13 protein-coding genes are annotated in these 16,071 nt (G+C 68.4%); 5 read left to right on the top strand and 8 right to left on the bottom strand.

Translation table 11 applies throughout. From position 1 onward, the window contains the following. Positions 1-8: 8 nt before the first annotated feature. Complete coding sequence (locus tag ACIA75_RS02120; protein ID WP_397098954.1) at positions 9-812, bottom strand: alpha/beta fold hydrolase; 804 nt, start codon at positions 810-812, stop codon at positions 9-11. A 158-nt stretch (positions 813-970) separates the two neighbouring features. After that, positions 971-1,525 (bottom strand): methylated-DNA--[protein]-cysteine S-methyltransferase, encoded by a 555-nt coding sequence (locus ACIA75_RS02115; RefSeq protein ID WP_397098952.1) that lies wholly within the window; start codon positions 1,523-1,525, stop codon positions 971-973. A 149-nt stretch (positions 1,526-1,674) separates the two neighbouring features. Here ACIA75_RS02115 and ACIA75_RS02110 point away from each other — a divergent pair, with 149 nt between their 5' ends. After that, complete coding sequence (locus ACIA75_RS02110; RefSeq protein WP_397098950.1) at positions 1,675-2,772, top strand: CaiB/BaiF CoA transferase family protein; 1,098 nt, start codon at positions 1,675-1,677, stop codon at positions 2,770-2,772. A 308-nt stretch (positions 2,773-3,080) separates the two neighbouring features. Here the strand turns inward: ACIA75_RS02110 and ACIA75_RS02105 are convergent, their stop codons facing one another. Both ACIA75_RS02105 and ACIA75_RS02100 read right to left on the bottom strand, forming a co-directional pair. Then, positions 3,081-3,674 carry an ABC transporter permease gene (locus ACIA75_RS02105; RefSeq protein WP_397098948.1) on the bottom strand — a complete coding sequence of 198 codons (594 nt, stop codon included), beginning with the start codon at positions 3,672-3,674 and terminating at the stop codon, positions 3,081-3,083. An 86-nt stretch (positions 3,675-3,760) separates the two neighbouring features. Then, positions 3,761-4,807, bottom strand: a complete 1,047-nt coding sequence (locus tag ACIA75_RS02100; RefSeq protein ID WP_397098946.1) for a medium chain dehydrogenase/reductase family protein — start codon at positions 4,805-4,807, stop codon at positions 3,761-3,763. A gap of 108 nt (positions 4,808-4,915) precedes the next feature. Here ACIA75_RS02100 and ACIA75_RS02095 point away from each other — a divergent pair, with 108 nt between their 5' ends. Next, positions 4,916-5,557, top strand: coding sequence for a TetR/AcrR family transcriptional regulator (locus ACIA75_RS02095; RefSeq protein ID WP_397098944.1), 642 nt, complete (start codon positions 4,916-4,918; stop codon positions 5,555-5,557). Positions 5,558-5,563: 6 nt separating this feature from the next. Here ACIA75_RS02095 and ACIA75_RS02090 read toward each other — a convergent pair whose 3' ends face one another. The 3 genes from ACIA75_RS02090 to ACIA75_RS02080 are packed head-to-tail and all read right to left on the bottom strand — an operon-like array spanning position 5,564 to position 10,412. Continuing rightward, positions 5,564-7,999, bottom strand: a complete 2,436-nt coding sequence (locus ACIA75_RS02090) for a tetratricopeptide repeat protein (RefSeq protein ID WP_397098942.1) — start codon at positions 7,997-7,999, stop codon at positions 5,564-5,566. Between the two features lie 5 nt (positions 8,000-8,004). Further along, the gene (locus ACIA75_RS02085; RefSeq protein ID WP_397098939.1) at positions 8,005-9,057 is read right to left on the bottom strand and encodes a glutamate ABC transporter substrate-binding protein; all 1,053 of its coding nucleotides are present in this window, start codon (positions 9,055-9,057) and stop codon (positions 8,005-8,007) included. Then, entirely contained in the window at positions 9,054-10,412 is a 1,359-nt protein-coding gene (locus ACIA75_RS02080) for a hypothetical protein (protein WP_397100845.1), read from the bottom strand. The genes ACIA75_RS02085 and ACIA75_RS02080 overlap by 4 nt, the downstream gene beginning before the upstream one ends. Positions 10,413-10,597: 185 nt before the next feature. Here ACIA75_RS02080 and ACIA75_RS02075 point away from each other — a divergent pair, with 185 nt between their 5' ends. From ACIA75_RS02075 to ACIA75_RS02065, 3 genes are read left to right on the top strand one after another with little or no spacing between them, the layout of a single operon-like run. Continuing rightward, entirely contained in the window at positions 10,598-11,362 is a 765-nt protein-coding gene (locus tag ACIA75_RS02075; protein WP_397098937.1) for an NUDIX hydrolase, read from the top strand. Next, on the top strand, positions 11,362-12,048 hold the full coding sequence (locus ACIA75_RS02070) for a RibD family protein (protein ID WP_397098935.1): 687 nt from the start codon (positions 11,362-11,364) through the stop codon (positions 12,046-12,048). Before ACIA75_RS02075 ends, ACIA75_RS02070 begins: the two co-directional genes overlap by 1 nt. Further along, on the top strand, positions 12,048-12,503 hold the full coding sequence (locus tag ACIA75_RS02065; RefSeq protein WP_397098933.1) for a deaminase: 456 nt from the start codon (positions 12,048-12,050) through the stop codon (positions 12,501-12,503). The genes ACIA75_RS02070 and ACIA75_RS02065 overlap by 1 nt, the downstream gene beginning before the upstream one ends. Before the next feature lie 9 nt (positions 12,504-12,512). Here the strand turns inward: ACIA75_RS02065 and dnaE are convergent, their stop codons facing one another. After that, positions 12,513-16,052 (bottom strand): DNA polymerase III subunit alpha, encoded by a 3,540-nt coding sequence (dnaE, locus tag ACIA75_RS02060; protein ID WP_397098931.1) that lies wholly within the window; start codon positions 16,050-16,052, stop codon positions 12,513-12,515. Between the last annotated feature and the right edge of the window lie 19 nt (positions 16,053-16,071).

The following is a 16,071-nucleotide window of genomic DNA, read 5'->3' as shown; positions in this document are numbered from 1 at the left end:
CAGGGGTGTCAGTAGAGGAAGTCCGCGAGGATACGGGCAACATCAGCAGGGGCGGTGGACGGTGCGAAATGCATCTGCCCCGGGAGCGTTTCGAGGTGGGCGTCGGGCATCACCGCCGCGAGTCGTTCGACGGTTTCCGGCATCGGTTGCCAGGTGTCCGAACCGTGCATGAGCAGCGTCGGCGTGGTCACCGACGACCAGCGGTCCAGGTAGCTGGTGTCACCGGCCATCGATTCCAGATCTCGGCTCCAGCCGTAGGAATCGTCCGGTGTGTCCGCGGCGGCGTCGATCGCGGCCGACTGTTCGAGCAACGCGGCGGGTACCCGGGCCACCTTCTCGGCCAGCAATCGCTGGGCTTCGTTGCGGTCCCCGTTCGCTGTGAGCTGCTCGAACCGTGCCAGTACCGGCGCGAGCTCGGTGCCGGCCGCGTACAGCGGGGGTTCCCACAGGGCCAGCGAGCGGACCGGCAGCCCGGATGCTGCCGCGTGCAGGGCTACCGTCGCGCCGTACGACATGCCCACCAGATGCGCCGGCCGGCCGATCATGTCGATGATCATCCCCAGATCGCGTACCTCGTCCGCGAAATGTTTCGGTGCGTGCCCCGGCCCACTCGGTGCGTAACCGCGCCGGGCCGGCAACCACAGATCGAAGCGGTCCGGCAGATGTTCGGCCACCGGTTGCCAGGAATGCAGCCCGCCGCCGGAACCGTGAATCATGATCACCGGCGATCCGTCACCGGCCCGGTAGTAGCAGATCATGGTTCCGTCGAACGACTCGAAGGTCGCGGGCGGCAGGTTCGTGAACGACGGCATGGGCCTACTCTCGCAAAGTCCGCCCTACCCCTCCAGCGCATTCTCGTCTCGATTCCCGGGGCGCGCGGACCAGCACTGATCGGGTCCGGAAAAAGATTTGTGGCTGATCGGGGCCGTCCCAGCAGCGGTCCGGCCGGTACAGACGGGATCGCTGTGGATCAGAAAAGGGTCGGTTCGCCGAAGCCCGCGGTGCGTTCGATGGCCAGGAGGCGCTGTTTGGTTTCGATACCGCCCGGTGCGGAGAAACCGTGCAGGGCGTGGTCGGCGGCCAGGACCCGGTGACACGGGATGATGAGCGGAATCGGGTTGCGGCCGAGGGCCTGGCCGACGGCTTGGGCAGCGCCGGGGGTGCCGGCGCGGTCGGCGACCTCGCCGTAGCTGAGGGTGCGACCCGGGTCGATGGCCCGGGTGACGGTATAGACGGCGCGGTGGAACTCCGGCAGTTCGGTGAGGTCGATCGGGATCCAGCGGAGGTCGTCGAGGTCGCCGTCGAGGTGGGCGCGGATCCGGGTGATCACCTCGCCGCGGGAGCCCGTGGTGGGAGTGGGGAGCCAGTGGGCGTCCTCGCCCATGCGTCCCACCGGGGTGGTCAGCGGGTCGTGGCCGGGGAGGTGGAAGCGGGCCACCGCGTCACCGCGCCACGCGACGGCGCAGCGGCCGATCGCGGTGTCGAAATCTGTCGCGTCGAGTGGGGCGAGGGTGGAGCCGGGCATATCGACAGTGTGCCCGCACCCACCGACAGCTGCGGAAACAGGATTGTCCGAACCGAGACCGTGACGTTGCGCCCCTGTTGTCATACTGTCAATATGTCCCGCGGGCGGCCGCGGGTGGACACTGGATCGACGACGAACCGAGGTAAGGCGTGAGTACACCATCCACCGCCAAGCAGGGCCCGCTCGCGGGCATTCGCGTGATCGAATTGGCCGGTATCGGCCCGGGGCCGCATGCCGCATTGCTGCTCGCCGATCTCGGCGCCGATGTGGTGCGGGTCCAGCGGGCCGGTTCGCTGCCGGGCGGGGTGGACCGGCCGCAGTTGCGCGGCCGCACCGTCGTCGAGGCCAACCTGAAAGATCCGGCCGATGTCGAGAAAGTGCTCGGTCTGGTGGAGAAGGCCGACGTCTTCATCGAAGGTTTCCGGCCCGGGGTCACCGAACGGATGGGGCTGGGACCGGATACCGCGCTGGAACGCAACCCGCGCCTGGTCTACGGGCGGATGACCGGCTGGGGTCAGCACGGGCCGATGTCCGACCGGGCCGGGCACGATATCAACTACATCAGCCTCACCGGTGTGCTGAACGCCATCGGTCGTAAGGGCGAGCGTCCGATACCCCCGCTGAACATGGTCGGCGATTTCGGCGGCGGGTCCATGTTCCTGGTCTTCGGCATCCTCGCCGCCCTGGTGGAACGGCAGAACTCGGGTAAGGGCCAGGTCATCGATGCCGCGATGGTCGACGGTGCGCTGGCGCTCTCCCATATGATCTGGGGCTTCCGCGGTATGGGCGCCTGGTCCTCGGAGCGGGGCACGAACCTGCTCGACACCGGTATGTCGTTCTACGACACCTACGAGACTTCCGACGGCAAGTACATGGCGGTCGGCGCGATCGAACCGCAGTTCTACGCGCAGCTGCTGGCCGGTCTGGAAATCGACCCCGACGGGCTCCCGTTCCAGCTCGACCCCGCCGGTCAGGACGAGCTGAAGAAACTCTTCACCGACAAGTTCCGCAGCAAGACCCGCGACGAATGGGCCGAGATCTTCGCCGGCACCGACGCCTGCGTCACCCCCGTCCTCACCTTCGAGGAAGCGAGCGAGAACGACCATATCGCCGCCCGCGGTTCGCTGATCGAACTGGAGAAGGTCACCCAGCACGCACCGGCCCCGCGCTTCTCCCGAACCCCCAGCGGCACCCCGACCCCACCCCCGACCGAGCCGACGTCGATCGAATCGGTCTGGTCGGACTGAATCCGAACGGTCGGCCGCGCCCGGGCTCGGCCGACCGTTTCCGCGCCGCAGCTGCGCGGCATCCGGTCGCCGTGACTGCGGCGCACTACGAGCCCAATCCCTCACTGGGCGCGACCTACCGCGGCCCGCGGACGGGACTGTCACGGCCTCGTCGGTCTCTCGCGTGACTGTCACCGTTCAGCCACGGATCTGGTCGTGCACGTCCCGAACGGCCGGCTTCCTGTGGGTGATGTCTTTCCTGAGTTTCATGCGGTTGCAGTGGTAGATCATCCGATTCTCCTGTTGTTTTCGTCTTCGGTTGTCGACGGTCAGCGGCGGGCGCGGCGGCGGAATTCGAGGACGGTGGCGATCGCGTAGCCACCGCCGCCGGCGACGGCGAGGACCCAGAAGAGACCCGGCGTGCTGAAGAAGAGTGCGACGGTGGACACCAGGGCGAGCCAGGCGCCGAAGCTGTAGTGCAGGACGTTGCGGCGGGCGGCGCCTTCGCTGAGGTACATCAGGCCGACGATCAGCCCGGATCCGGCGGGCCACAGTACAGCTTGTAGTTCGGGCACGGCCAGACTCGACGAGAGACCGGTGATCGCCAGGAACAAGGCGATGAAAGCCACTGCCCAGGAAGCGCCGAGGAGTTTTCCGCTGAGCACATCGGGTTCGCTCGCACCGCGCTGGGCGCGCAGCGCAGCGACGGTGGCACACACGGTGCCGATCGCGAGACCGATACCGAGCAGGGTCAGCGGCAACCATCCGGGCAGGCTGACCAGTGGGTTGTCGCCCTGGGAGATGGCGGCGGCGCCATGTCCGATGATGTAGGCGAGTCCGAAGCTGATGTAGGTGGCGCGGTTGTCGACGTCGCCTGCGCGGGCAATGGCGGTGGCCGGGGTGGCGAAAGTTGTGGTGGTCATGACTGTTCGTCTCCGAGTTCGAGGTGCGGATTCAGCGGACGTGGGTGCGGGGGAGGCGGTGGGGGAAAGAGATCCGGGGGTTGTATTCACGCGTCGGGCACGAGGACGACCTTCCCGGCGACCGTGCGTGATTCGGCCAGCGCCAGTGCCGAACCCGCCTCGGACAGCGGGAATTCCGCGGCGATCTGCGGGGTGATCACGTCGGCGGCCAGCAGTCGCAGGACCTGGGTGAGGTCCTCGCGCAGCCGGCTCCGGAAGGTGTCGAGACGACGTTTACCGGCCCAGAAGTTGTAGAAGTGTGCGCTCTTGCCGTTGGGCAGGTAGTTCCACATCGCCAGCTGACCGAACAGTTTCAGCACCGGCAGCCGGGAATTTCCGTCGGCGTCCTTGGTGGCCGCGGTGCCGTAGGACACCAGTGTTCCGCCGCGGCGCAGCAGCTTCCAGGAGTCCGTCAGCCCGGCCCCACCGACGTGGTCGAATACCGCGTCTACACCGTCCGGCGCGATGTCGGCGATCCGCTGGTACATCTGCGGGTCGCGGTAGTCGACCGGGATCGCGCCCAGGTTGCGTACGGTCGCGTGGTGGCGCGGGGAGGCGGTGCCGATCACCGTGATCCCGCTCTGGCGGGCCAGTTGCACGAGCGTGGACCCGACGCCGCCGTTGGCCCCCAGCACCACGATCGTCCCGCCGGCGCGCACCGCGGCGGTGCGGTGCAGCATCTGCCACGCGGTGACGCCGTTGACCACCACGGTTTCGGCGGCGGCCGCGGTGACGCCGTCCGGTACGGCCACCAGGTCGGCGGCGTCGAGCAGCAGTGAGCTGGCCCAGGCGCCGACTTTGGTGACCGCGGCGAATCGGCGGCCGATCAGGGCGGTATCCACCCCTGGGCCGGTGGCGGTGACAGTGCCGACCACGTCGTAGCCGGGCACGAAGGGGAACGGCGGCTGGTCGAAGTACTTGCCGCGGCGCATCTGCTGTTCGGCGAACGACACACCCGTCGCGTCGAGGCTCAGCACGACCTGTCCGGTGGCCGGCGCCGGCAGTTCGCGAGTGGTGACCCGGAGGCCGTCCGGTTCGACTTTCCCCGGCAGGACGATCTCGGTGACGCGGGTGGTGACGGTGTTGTTGCCCATGGTGGTGATCCGATCCGCTCAGTTGCGTTAACAATCGTAAGGTTACGCACGTTAGTTGAAATTGCGCAAGAGGTAACAGCTGTAAGTTTTGTTATGTAAGGTGACGGTATGGGCGAGGAAAAAACAGCAACAGCCACCCGTACTCGCAACCGTCGCGGGGAGGGGGCCCGGTTGCGCGACGAAATCGTGGTGGCGGCGGTCGAACTGCTCGACGAGACCGGCGAGGAAAGCGCCATCACCCTGCGCTCCGTCGCGCGCCGGGCCGGGATCGCCGCGCCCTCGATCTACCGCCACTTCCCCGACCAGCCCGCCATCATGCTCGCCGTCGTCCGCAATGCCTTCGACGAACTGGACGAGCAGTTGCGCGAAGCGCTGAACGCCGCCGCCGATTCACCCCGGGAGCGGCTGCGAGCCCTCTGTGATGCCTATCTGGAATTCGCCCGAACCCGGCCCGGTCGCTACCGGGCCATGTTCGGCGGGGTCTGGATACCTGATCTGAGCAAAGCGTCCGTGACCGAGAACGAGATGGCCACGCTGGGCGAGGAGACCCTGGTGCTGCTCATCGGGGCATTCGAGGAGTGTGTCGAGGCGGGCTGCGCGACCAGCACCGACGTGCCGGCCGACACCGTCGCGTTATGGCTCGGCCTACACGGACTCGCCCACCAGCGCATGGTCTCCCCGTCGTTCCCCTGGCCGCCGGATATCGCCGATCGCGTCATCACGACGCTCGCGCACCTCACCCCACGGTGAGGTCGTTCAGAACCAGGTGGTGGGGCGCATGTAGTTGGCCAGGTCCACGAGTGCGTAGCGGTGGCCGCGGCCGGGGGCCATCCGGGCCAGCGTGCGCAGATCCTTTTCCGTGCTGTCACGCAGCGCGTTCTCGGTGAACGCGACACCCATGAGCGGGGGGCGTGGCTGCTCCGGGGTGTTACCGGCTTGCAGCCAGGCCAGGGCGCTGCCGAGGACGATGACCCGTAATTGCACCGCCCGGCGTTCCTGCGGGGGGAGTGCCGCCACCCGGGCACCGGCCGTCCGCAGGATCTGTTCGGGCAGGTCCCCGACGGGCGCGCTGGTGAGCAGTAGCAGCACCGCGGTCATCCGCGCGGTGGTGAAATAGCGCGAGGAGGCGGGTACTTCGTCCAGCGCGGCGACCGCCTCCGCGTAACGACCGGTGGCCGATAGCAGCCGGGCCAGGCCGAACGCCGCGCTGACCAGGCCGTGATCGGTGCGCCAGGTGGTGGCGTAAAAGTTCTCGGCATACGCCCGCCATGCCTTGGTCTCGTCCGGATGCCAGTGCTGCAGAACGAGTTCGGCGGTGGCGGCGAGGGCCAGTTTGGGCGATAGCTCGCCCGGGAGTACACGCAGTACGGCGTCGAAGGCGGAGTAGGCCTTCTCGTAGTCGTTCTCGCGCAACCCGGCCAGTCCGGTGTACCAGTCGATCCGCCATTCGTGCCGGCCCGTCCGCGGGATGGCGTCGAGCAGTTCGGTGGCGTCGGCGACCCGGTCCAGGTCCAGCAGGATCCGCGCTTCGGCCAGCCGCAGCTCCAGTTCCAGATTCTCCGGTGCCGCCGCGGGATCGCGTGCCAGTTCCTCGCGTGCTTCGTGTAACGCGGCCAGGGCCTGATCCGGGTCTGCCTGCAGTGTGTCCGAGAGCCGGCGGGCGGCCGGGTCGGCCGGTGACGGCAGGGGAATCGGCAGTGCGGCGGCGATATCGGCGGCGGCCAGCGTGGTGTCGTGGTCGACTCCGTCGGCGTAGGCGTCGGTCCGGCCGATCAGTTGTTCGGTGCCGAACGCGGTGCGCTGTTTACCGAACACCACCGAACGGTGCGGATGTTCGGCTCCGGTATCGAGCGCGAGAATCTCCCGCAGGACTCCGGCCAGCTGGTCGGCCATCGCGCCGGCCGACAGGAATCGGCGCTCCGGTTCGGGGTCGGTGGCACACAGCAGCAGGCGGTGGAACGATTCGTACTGCGCCAGGACCGGTTCGTCCTCCGGCGTCGGCAGGCCGTCGCGGTAGGCGCCGTTCTCGGTCGGAATATTGAGGGTCAGCACAGCGAGTGTCCGGCCCACCGTGTAGATGTCGGAGGCGACGGTGGGGCCGGTGCGGGCTATCTCGGGAGCCTGGAAACCCTTGGTCCCGTACAGATTTCCATAGGCTTCGATCGGGGCCACCGCGCCGAGGTCGAGCAGTTTGACCTGGTCCTCGGTGATCATGATGTTGTCCGGTTTGAGGTCGTTGTAGGTGAGCTCGGTGGCGTGCAGATAGTCGAGGGCGGGCAGCACCTCGAGCACATAGGCGATCGCCTGCGCCACCGGAATCCGCTCGGGGCGGGGATGGTCGTCGAGCATACTGCGCAGCGAACGGCCGCCCACGTACTCCATGACGATGAACCCGATCGGCTCACGGCCGGGCACCCGATGCTCGACGAAATTGTGAATCTTGACGATACCCGGATGGGCGACCTCGGCGAGGAACTCGCGTTCGGCCACGGCCACGGCCTGGGCCTCGATATCCTCCGCGTGCAGCAGGCCCTTGAGCACCACCCAGCGGTCGCTGACATTACGGTCGATGGCCAGATAGATCCAGCCCAGGCCGCCGTGCGCGAGACAACCCTGGATTTCGTACTGGCCGGCAACCATATCGCCGGGGTCCAGGCTCGGCCGGAAGTCATAGGATGCCCCGCAATTCGCGCAGGTGCCACGGGTGGTCCCCGGCCCGCTCGGGCTTGTCCGACCGACGGGTTTCGTGCACCGCCAGCAGAACCGCCTGCCCTCTGCCACCACCGGATCGGACAGCACGGCCGCGGTCGGATCGGCGGGTTCGACGGGCGGGATCTCGACCAGACCGGCGACGAGGGTGCGCACGGACGGCCGGGAACGCATGGTCCGGGTGCTGCGTCCGGTCCGCAGCTGACTGCCGCTGACCCGGCCGGACGCCAGGCTGGTTCCGGCCCACGGTGCGGCAAAGTCGATGGCCGCGGTGCCGGGAACCGCCGCGGTATCGGGGACTGCTGTGGTGCCGAGTCCGGTACCGCCGGCGCGCTCGCTCGCCTCGAATCCTTCACTCGATCCCGGTTCGGCCGTGCGGGGATCGGACTCCTCGGGCGGCGGTGTGGTGCCGAGTGCTTGTGTTTCCGGCGGTTCCGGGCTCTCCGTGGACCCGGATCGATCGCCCGACTCGTCCGTTGCCACGTTGATCAGTCCCGATAGGCGGCCGGCGGCGGTGCGGGTGTCGGCCCCAGAGTACCGAGCCACTGGGTGTAGAGCCGGCTCCAGGTCCCGTCGGCACGGATCCGGTCGAGTGTGCCGTTGACGAACCGTACGAGATCCTGATCGTCCTTGGGGATGCCGATCCCGTAGGGCTCCTCGCTGATACTCGGACCGACCAGCTCGGTGTGCGGATCCTGCTCGGCGAGCCCGGCCAGGATCGCGTCGTCGGTGCTGACCGCGTCCACCTGGCGCTGTTGCAGCACCACCAGGCAGTCGGCCCAGGTGGGCACGGTGAGGATGGACGCGTCGGGCTGGATCCGGCTGATGTGTTCCAGCGAGGTGGTGCTGCGGATCGTGCACACTCGTTTGCCCGCGAGGTCTTTCAGGCTCTCGATTCCGGAGTCCTGGACGGCCAGCACCCGCTGGTGCGCCTGCAGGTACACCGTGGAGAACGCGACCCGCTGCAACCGGGCGCAGGTGATCGTCATCGTCTTGACGACCATATCGACCCGGCGATCGATCAGCGCCGCCTCCCGCTCTTCCGAACCGAGACTGCGGTATTCGATGCGGTCGGGATCGCCGAACAGGTCGCGAGCCACCTCACGGGCGATATCGGCGTCGAATCCGACGATGACACCGCTTTCGGGGTCGCGGAAGCTGAACAGGTTGCTGCCGGTGTCCAATCCGACGACCAGCCGGCCGCGGGCCCGGATGCGGTTCAGCGCGGGTCCGGTAGCTGCCGGTCCGGCGGGGCGCAGGCTCGCGGTGGGATCGCCGCAGTCCGGGTCGTCGGGCACCTGCACGGGACCGTCCGCGGCGATCACGGTCGCCTGCGCCGGCAGGGGTGGCTCGCGGTAGTCGCCGTGCGCTGTATCGCTGTGCGGGCCCGGTCCGGTGGCGCAGCCCGCAAGGAGCAGTGCGGTGCAGGCGATACCGGCGCGTAGCGGCCAGGAGCGGCCGGTCGGTCGCGGCGACCCGGTTCGTGTCGCGGCCGATCGGCGCCGGATCGCCGGTCGGCCGGGGTTGCGCGCAGGTTTCATCGATACTCCCGCAGTCTCGGCCAAATTCCGAAAGAGATATACGCCGCGGCCGCGATACCGAGGATCACTGCGCCGGGCGCCAGGTAGTCGAGTACCCGGGCGCTGTGGAAAATATTGCTGCGCAGAGTTTCCCGGGTGTCGGTGATTCCGGCGCCCAAGGCGTTGTCCAGCGCTTCGACGTGGACGGTGGCGTTCTCGGCGCCGGGCCCGGTGGCGATCGTAGCGGCCCGGGAGAACTCCCCGCGGTTCAGCGTGTCGTTCATTCGCTGATGCGCCGCCAGCCAGTGCAGTAGTGCGGCACGGGCGTCGGTGGTCGCGCGATCGTTGTGCCCGGCGAGTAGTTCGTTGAGCCGGGTGATGTTCGCGTCGAAGGCACGATCGTAATCACCGGTGGTATCGCGCCGCACCAGTTTCAGGGTTTCCGCGGACCGTGCCTGCTGCGCGAGGATCCGGCCCTCGGTGAGCCGGGCGGCCGGAACTGTGCCGTCGGAGCGGCCGCTGGACATCGACGCGGCCGAAACCGATCCGGCGATCACCGTCCACAGCAACAGGATCAGCACCGCGCCGGAGGCCAGGAGCAGACCCGGGTTGAACGTCCGATGCCAGACCCGGGCCAGCAGGCGCTGCGCCCAGACGAGCGCGCCCAGCGCCACCACCAGCGGCAGGATCGCGAGCCAGGGCGGCCGGACATGCCGGTCCTGAGCGCCGTCCACGGCGTCCGCGCGCCGGATATAGAGCTGTTCGGCCGTCGGCAGCAGTTCGTTCTGCATCTCGTGGGACGCCTCGCTGAGATACGCGGCGCCGATGGGATACCCCACCCGGTTGTTCGCCCGCGCGGTCTCCACCAGACCCGCATACACCGGCAGCCCGGAACCGATATCGATCCGCCGGCGGTCGTCCTCGGCGTCGTCGCCGGACAGTGTCACCAGTTCGGCGCCCGCTTCGCCGAGCGCCTGGCTGTAGCGGTCACGCACCTGCTCCGGTTCCAGGCCACCGGAGATGAAGGCCGTGGCCGCGGCGGCGTCGGCGACCGAGAGCGAGGTGTAGAGCCGGTGTGCGGCATGGGCGTCGGGTTCGGTGTCGGCCAGCAGGACGTCGAGGTCGCGCTGCCGGTCGTGCACGGTGGCTGCCGTGATCGCGCCGGATCCCAGGCACAGCACCACGAGTAGCAGCCCGATTCCTATCAGGCGGCCCGGTGAGGATTGCGCGAACAGGCGCAGCCGCGCAGGATCCAGCCACTTCCAGGCCAATTCGACCCGGGGCCGGGCAAGACCGGTCCGCGCGGGCGCGGGTGCCGGTTCCGGCTGGGCCGGTTCGGGTTCGGAGACCACCCGATCCACCGCCGACCGAGTCATGTCCACCCTCCAACTCTGGGCGCCGTGTGCGCTGTATCGCTGTGCGGTGTGTGGGCGATATCGCTCACACCGCTGTTATGAGCGTATTCGGTATTGTGCATGCTCGCGCTTCGACGGCCACACTGACCATCCTGGCAGCCGGGTACGGCAGGATGGAGTGGAACGGTCGACGAGGACGGTGCGAGATGCGCGGTGATGGAGACGGGTGGGCTTTCAGCCCTGGTGGGGTACGGCACTGGGGGAAATTCGGCGCGGCCGGGCTGCTGCTGCGGGCGCCGATCGGCACCGGCGGCGCGGCCGTATTGCTGCAGCACCGGGCGCTGTGGAGCCATCAGGGCGGAACGTGGGCATTGCCCGGCGGTGCCCGGGACAGCGACGAGACCGCCGTACACACCGCGGTGCGCGAGGCGGACGAGGAGGCCGGGATCAAGGCCGCCGATATCCAGGTGCGGGCCGAACGCGTGACATTCGTCGCGCCCAGCGGCTGGACCTACACCACCGTCATCGCCGATGCCGGCAAACGGCTGCCCGTCCGCCCCAACAAGGAGAGCGTCGAACTGGCCTGGGTCCCCGAGGACGAGGTGGCGGCGTTTCCGCTGCACGCCGGTTTCGCCGACGCCTGGCCCGGCCTGCGCGCGACGTTCGCCCGGATGGACACCAGTGAATGCGCACAGGTGGATATGGCGGAACTGGCGGTGACCCTGCCCCGCACGATCGATCTGGGCGCGGAATTCGTCTGGCTGCACGCCGACCCGGCGGGTCCGGGGGAGCGGGCGGTGCTGCTGGACCCGCCGTATCCGCCGGAGGAACCCGATGCCGGGGAGTCGGCGGAGGCGGCGGCAGCAGTGTCCGTGGCCGGTGATCCCGCCGCGGGCCCGGGCGCGGCCGCCGCCGCGGAAGCCCGGGTGCTGGGGATCCCGCGGGGCCGGGTACTGGGGCCGGGAGCCTGATGGCGGGCAGGCCTTTCGTCTTGCTGTCGGTCGCGGTGAGTGTCGACGGATATATCGACGACACGGCCGCCGAGCGCCTCCTGCTGTCGAACGAGGCCGATTTCGACCGGGTCGACGCACTGCGCGCCCGGTCGGACGCGATTCTGGTCGGCGCCGAGACCGTGCGGCGCGACAACCCGCGGTTGATCGTCAAGAGCGAGGACCGCCGCCGGAACCGGGTCGCCGCCGGGCAGCCCGAGTATCCGCGGAAGGTGACGGTGACCGCGGCCGGCGAGCTGGATCCGGACGCCCGTTTCTGGCAGCACGGCACCGAGGAACATCCGCCGCTCGTGTACACCACCGAAACCGGTGCCCGGCGGCTCGCCGACCGGCTGACAGCGCCCGCGGAGATCGTCGCACTGGGCACCGAGCTCGACTTCGGAGCGCTGCTCGACGACCTCGGCGCGCGCGGGATCGACCGGTTGATGGTCGAGGGCGGCGGCCGGATCCATACCGCGTTCCTGGCCGGGGGGCTGGCCGACGAACTCCACCTCGCGATCGGCCCCACTCTGGTGGGCGATCCGCACGCACCGCGTTTCCTGCACCCTGCCCGGTTCCCCGGCGGCTCCACCCACCGTATGGAACTACTCGAGGTCACCCAGCTCGGCGATGTGGCAGTGTTGCGTTATCGACCCCAGGAGTCCTGATGCCCGAACCCGACCACCACCAGTGGATGAACCGGGCGATCGAGCTGGCGCGGCGCAGCCCACCCGCTCCGGGCGCCTTCTCGGTGGGCGCGGTGATCGTCGCCGGCGGCACCGAGCTCGCCACCGGCTATTCCCGCGAGGCCGACCCCAAGAATCACGCCGAGGAAGCCGCCCTGGCCAAACTCGATCCGCAGGATCCCCGGCTGCGCCACGCCACGCTGTACAGCACCCTGGAACCGTGCTCGGAACGCGCAACCAAGAGCCGGCTGCCGTGCACGGATCGCGTGCTCGCCGCCGGCATCCCGACCGTGGTCATCGCCTGGCGCGAACCCGCCACCTTCGTCGTCAACTGTGTGGGTGTGGAGAAACTCGAGCAGCACGGGGTCCGGGTACTGGAACTGCCGGAACTCGCCGAGGCCGCGATGGCAATGAACCGGCATCTCGACCTGTCCTGAGCCGGGGACTCAGCGCAGGCAGGCCGGCCCGAACAGTGCTTTCAGCTCGCCCATCAGGGCCGGCGAGGTGGTGACCCGGAAACGTGGGTCCAGGGCGAGCAGCCGGGGTCCCCGGGCGCCTATCAAGTTGATCCGGACTTCGGTGGCTCCGGGATGACGCTGCAGGGTTTCCCGCAGCGCGCGCACCGAATGCGGTGTACAGGCGGTGGTGGCGAGGGTGAGAGCCAGCGGCCGGCCCGGCCCGGCAGCGGTCAGATCAGGGTCTCGCACCTGATCGCCGAGCAGAGACTGCCTGCCGTCACGGATACTGACCTGCGCGGTGACGACCACGACGGCGTCCTCGGCGAGGAGAGCGGCGGCGCCGGCGTAGGCGGCCGGAAAGAACAAGATCTCGACGCCGGCCTCCAGATCCTCGACACGTGCGATCGCCCAGGGCTCACCCTTCTTGGTGACGCGCCGGTCGACGGTGGCGATGATGCCTGCCACCGCGACCTTGCGGCCGTGCGGGACCAGACCGTCGCGCAGTGCGCTGATCGGCGTGTCACCGACCCTGCTCAGCGCGGTAGCGATCTCGTCCAGTGGATGGCCGGAAACATAGAGCCCGAGCATTTCTCGTTCGAAGCTCAACCGCTCCCGGGTCGCCCATTCCTGTTCGGGCACCGGAATATCGAAAACCGAGGCGCCGAGGTCCGGGTCCGCCCCGGCGTCGGCGAAAAGGTCGAATTGGCCGCGCGCGGCCGCCTTTTTGGTACTCATCACGGCATCGACCGCGTCGCTGTGGATCGTGTACAGGCCTTTCCGGGGATGCCCCAGCGAATCGAACGCCCCTGCTTTGACCAGTGATTCGACGACCTTCTTGGCGCAACCGGTGCTGTCGACCTTGGCCAGGTAGTCCGAGAAGCTGGTGAATTCCCCGGCTGCCGCGCGCGCCCGGGCCACGGCCTGCACCACCGGTTCACCGACATTGCGCACGGCGCCCAGACCGAACCGGATATCGGCGCCGACACTGGTGAATGTGGCGGCGGACTGGTTCACGTCCGGCGGGAGCACGCGGATACCGCGTTTGCGGCAGTCGGCGAGGTAGGTCGCGGATTTGTCCTTGTCGTCGCCGACCGAGGTGAGCAGCGCGGCCATGAATTCCGCGGGATGGTTCGCCTTCAGATAGGCGGTCCAGTACATCACCAGGCTGTAACCGGCGGCATGGGATTTGTTGTAGGCGTATCCCGCGAACGGGAGTACTGCCTCCCACAGTGCCGTCACCGCTTCGTCGCTGTAGCCGTTACCGCGCATCCCGTCGCGGAAGTTCTCGAATTCCTGGGCCAGCACTTCCGGTTTCTTCTTGCCCATGGCCCGGCGCAGCAGATCGGCCTGGCCCAGCGAGTAGCCGGCGACCTGCTGTGCGATCTGCATGATCTGTTCCTGATAGACGATCAGCGCGTACGTTTCGGCGAGGATTTCGCGCAGCGGTTCGTCGAGTTCGGGGTGGATCGGCGTCACCGCCTCCCGGCCGTTCTTGCGGTCGGCGTAGGCCCAGTGCGCGCCGACGCCCATCGGCCCGGGCCGGTACAGCGCGTTGGAGGCCACCAGATCGTTGAACTCGGTCGGTGCCATCCGCAGCAGCAGTTCGCGCATACCGGCCGAATCCATCTGGAAAACACCCAGGTTGTCGCCCCGGGCGAGCATGGCGTAGGTCGCCCGGTCGGCCAGGGCCAGGGTGTCGAGGTCGATATCGATTCCCCGGTTCGCGCGAATATTGTCGAGGCAGTCGCCGATCACGGTGAGGGTGCGCAGACCGAGGAAGTCCATTTTGAGCAGGCCGATGGCCTCGCACGACGGATAGTCCCACCCGGTGATGACGGCCCCGTCCTGCGGCCGTTTCCACAGCGGGACCACGTCGACCAGTGGTTCGCTGGACAGGATCACCGCGCAGGCGTGCACACCGGCACCGCGGACCATGCCCTCCAGGCCCACGGCGGTGTCGTAGATCCGGCGGACGTCCGGGTCGGCGTCGAGGAGCGCCCGCACTTCCGCGGCCTCGCTGTAGCGGTCGTGGCCGGGATCGGTGATGCCCGCGACGGAGATGTCCTTCGCGGCCACTGCGGGCGGCAGCGCCTTGGTGATCCGATCGGCAATCGCGAATCCGGGCTGGCCGAACTGCACCCGCGCGGCGTCCTTGATGGCGGCCTTGGTCTTGATGGTACCGAAGGTGATGACCTGGGCGACCTTGTCCGCGCCCCAGCGCTCGGTGGCGTAGCGGATCATCTCGCCACGGCGGCGATCGTCGAAATCGATATCGATATCCGGCGCCGACGGCCGTTCCGGGTTCAGGAAACGTTCGAACAGCAGCCCGTGCTCGATGGGGTCGATATTGGTGATGGCCAGCGCGTACGCCACCAGCGATCCGGCCGCCGAACCGCGGCCGGGCCCGACCCGGATCCCGACTCGCCGTGCATAGGCGATCAGGTCACCGACGACCAGGAAGTAGGCGGGAAAACCCTTGTCGCGGATGATGTCCAGCTCGAATTCGGCGCGGTCGCGGTAGTTGTCCGGCACCGCGTCCGGAAAACGCCAGCGCAGTCCGGCCGCGACCTCCTGGCGTAGCCAGCTGTCCTCGGAATGCCCTTCGGGCACCGGGAACACCGGCATCCGATCGCGGAATTCCCAGACGTCGTCGTACGGTTCGATCCGGTCGGCCACGGCGAGCGTGGCGTCGCAGGCGCCGGGAACCTCGCTGTCCCACAGCGCCCGCATCTCGGCCGGGGATTTCAGGTAGTAGCCGTCGCCGCCGAACCGGAACCGCGTGGGGTCCGACAACGTTTTGCCGGTCTGGACGCACAGCATGGCCTCGTGGGCCGCGGACTGCTGCCGCAGAACGTAGTGACAGTCGTTGGTGGCCAGCGGAGTCAGGCCGGTCTTCGCCCCGACCGCCAGCAGATCCTCGCGGACCCGCCGCTCGATCGTGAGCCCGTGGTCCATCACCTCGAGCAGGAAGTTCTCCGGGCCGAAGATATCGCGCCACCGCCCCGCCGCTTCGTAGGCCGCGTCGAATTGCCCCAGCCGCAAACGGGTCTGGACCTCACCCGACGGGCAGCCGGTGGTGGCGAGGAGGCCCTCGGCGTGTTCGGCGATCAGTTCCGCGTCCATCCGCGGCCACTTCCCCAGCTGACCCTCGAACGACGCCCGCGACGACAATCGGAACAGGTTGCGCAGCCCGGCGGCAGTGCGGGCGAAAATCGTCATGTGCAGGTAGGCGCCGGACCCGGAGACATCGTCGGACTTCTGCGACGGGTCACCCCACAACACGCGCTTACCGGAGAATCTCGACTCCGGCGCGACATACGCCTCGATACCGATAATCGGCTTGACCGGCGATTGCCGGGACCGCCGGAAGAACTCCGCCGCCCCGTACATATTGCCGTGGTCGGTCATCCCGACCGCGGGCATACCGAGCCGTTCGGCCTCGGCGAACAGCGGATCCACCTTCGCCATACCGTCGAGCATCGAGTACTCGGTGTGATTGTGCAGATGCACGAAAGACGCGTTCGTCATCGGTGAACCCCGTGCCGTC

The organism is Nocardia sp. NPDC051750 (assembly GCF_044453135.1).
In the GTDB taxonomy this organism is placed as follows: Bacteria; Actinomycetota; Actinomycetes; order Mycobacteriales; family Mycobacteriaceae; genus Nocardia.
Note: the sequence above shows the minus strand (reverse complement) of the source record. Positions and strands in the feature narration are given on the sequence as shown.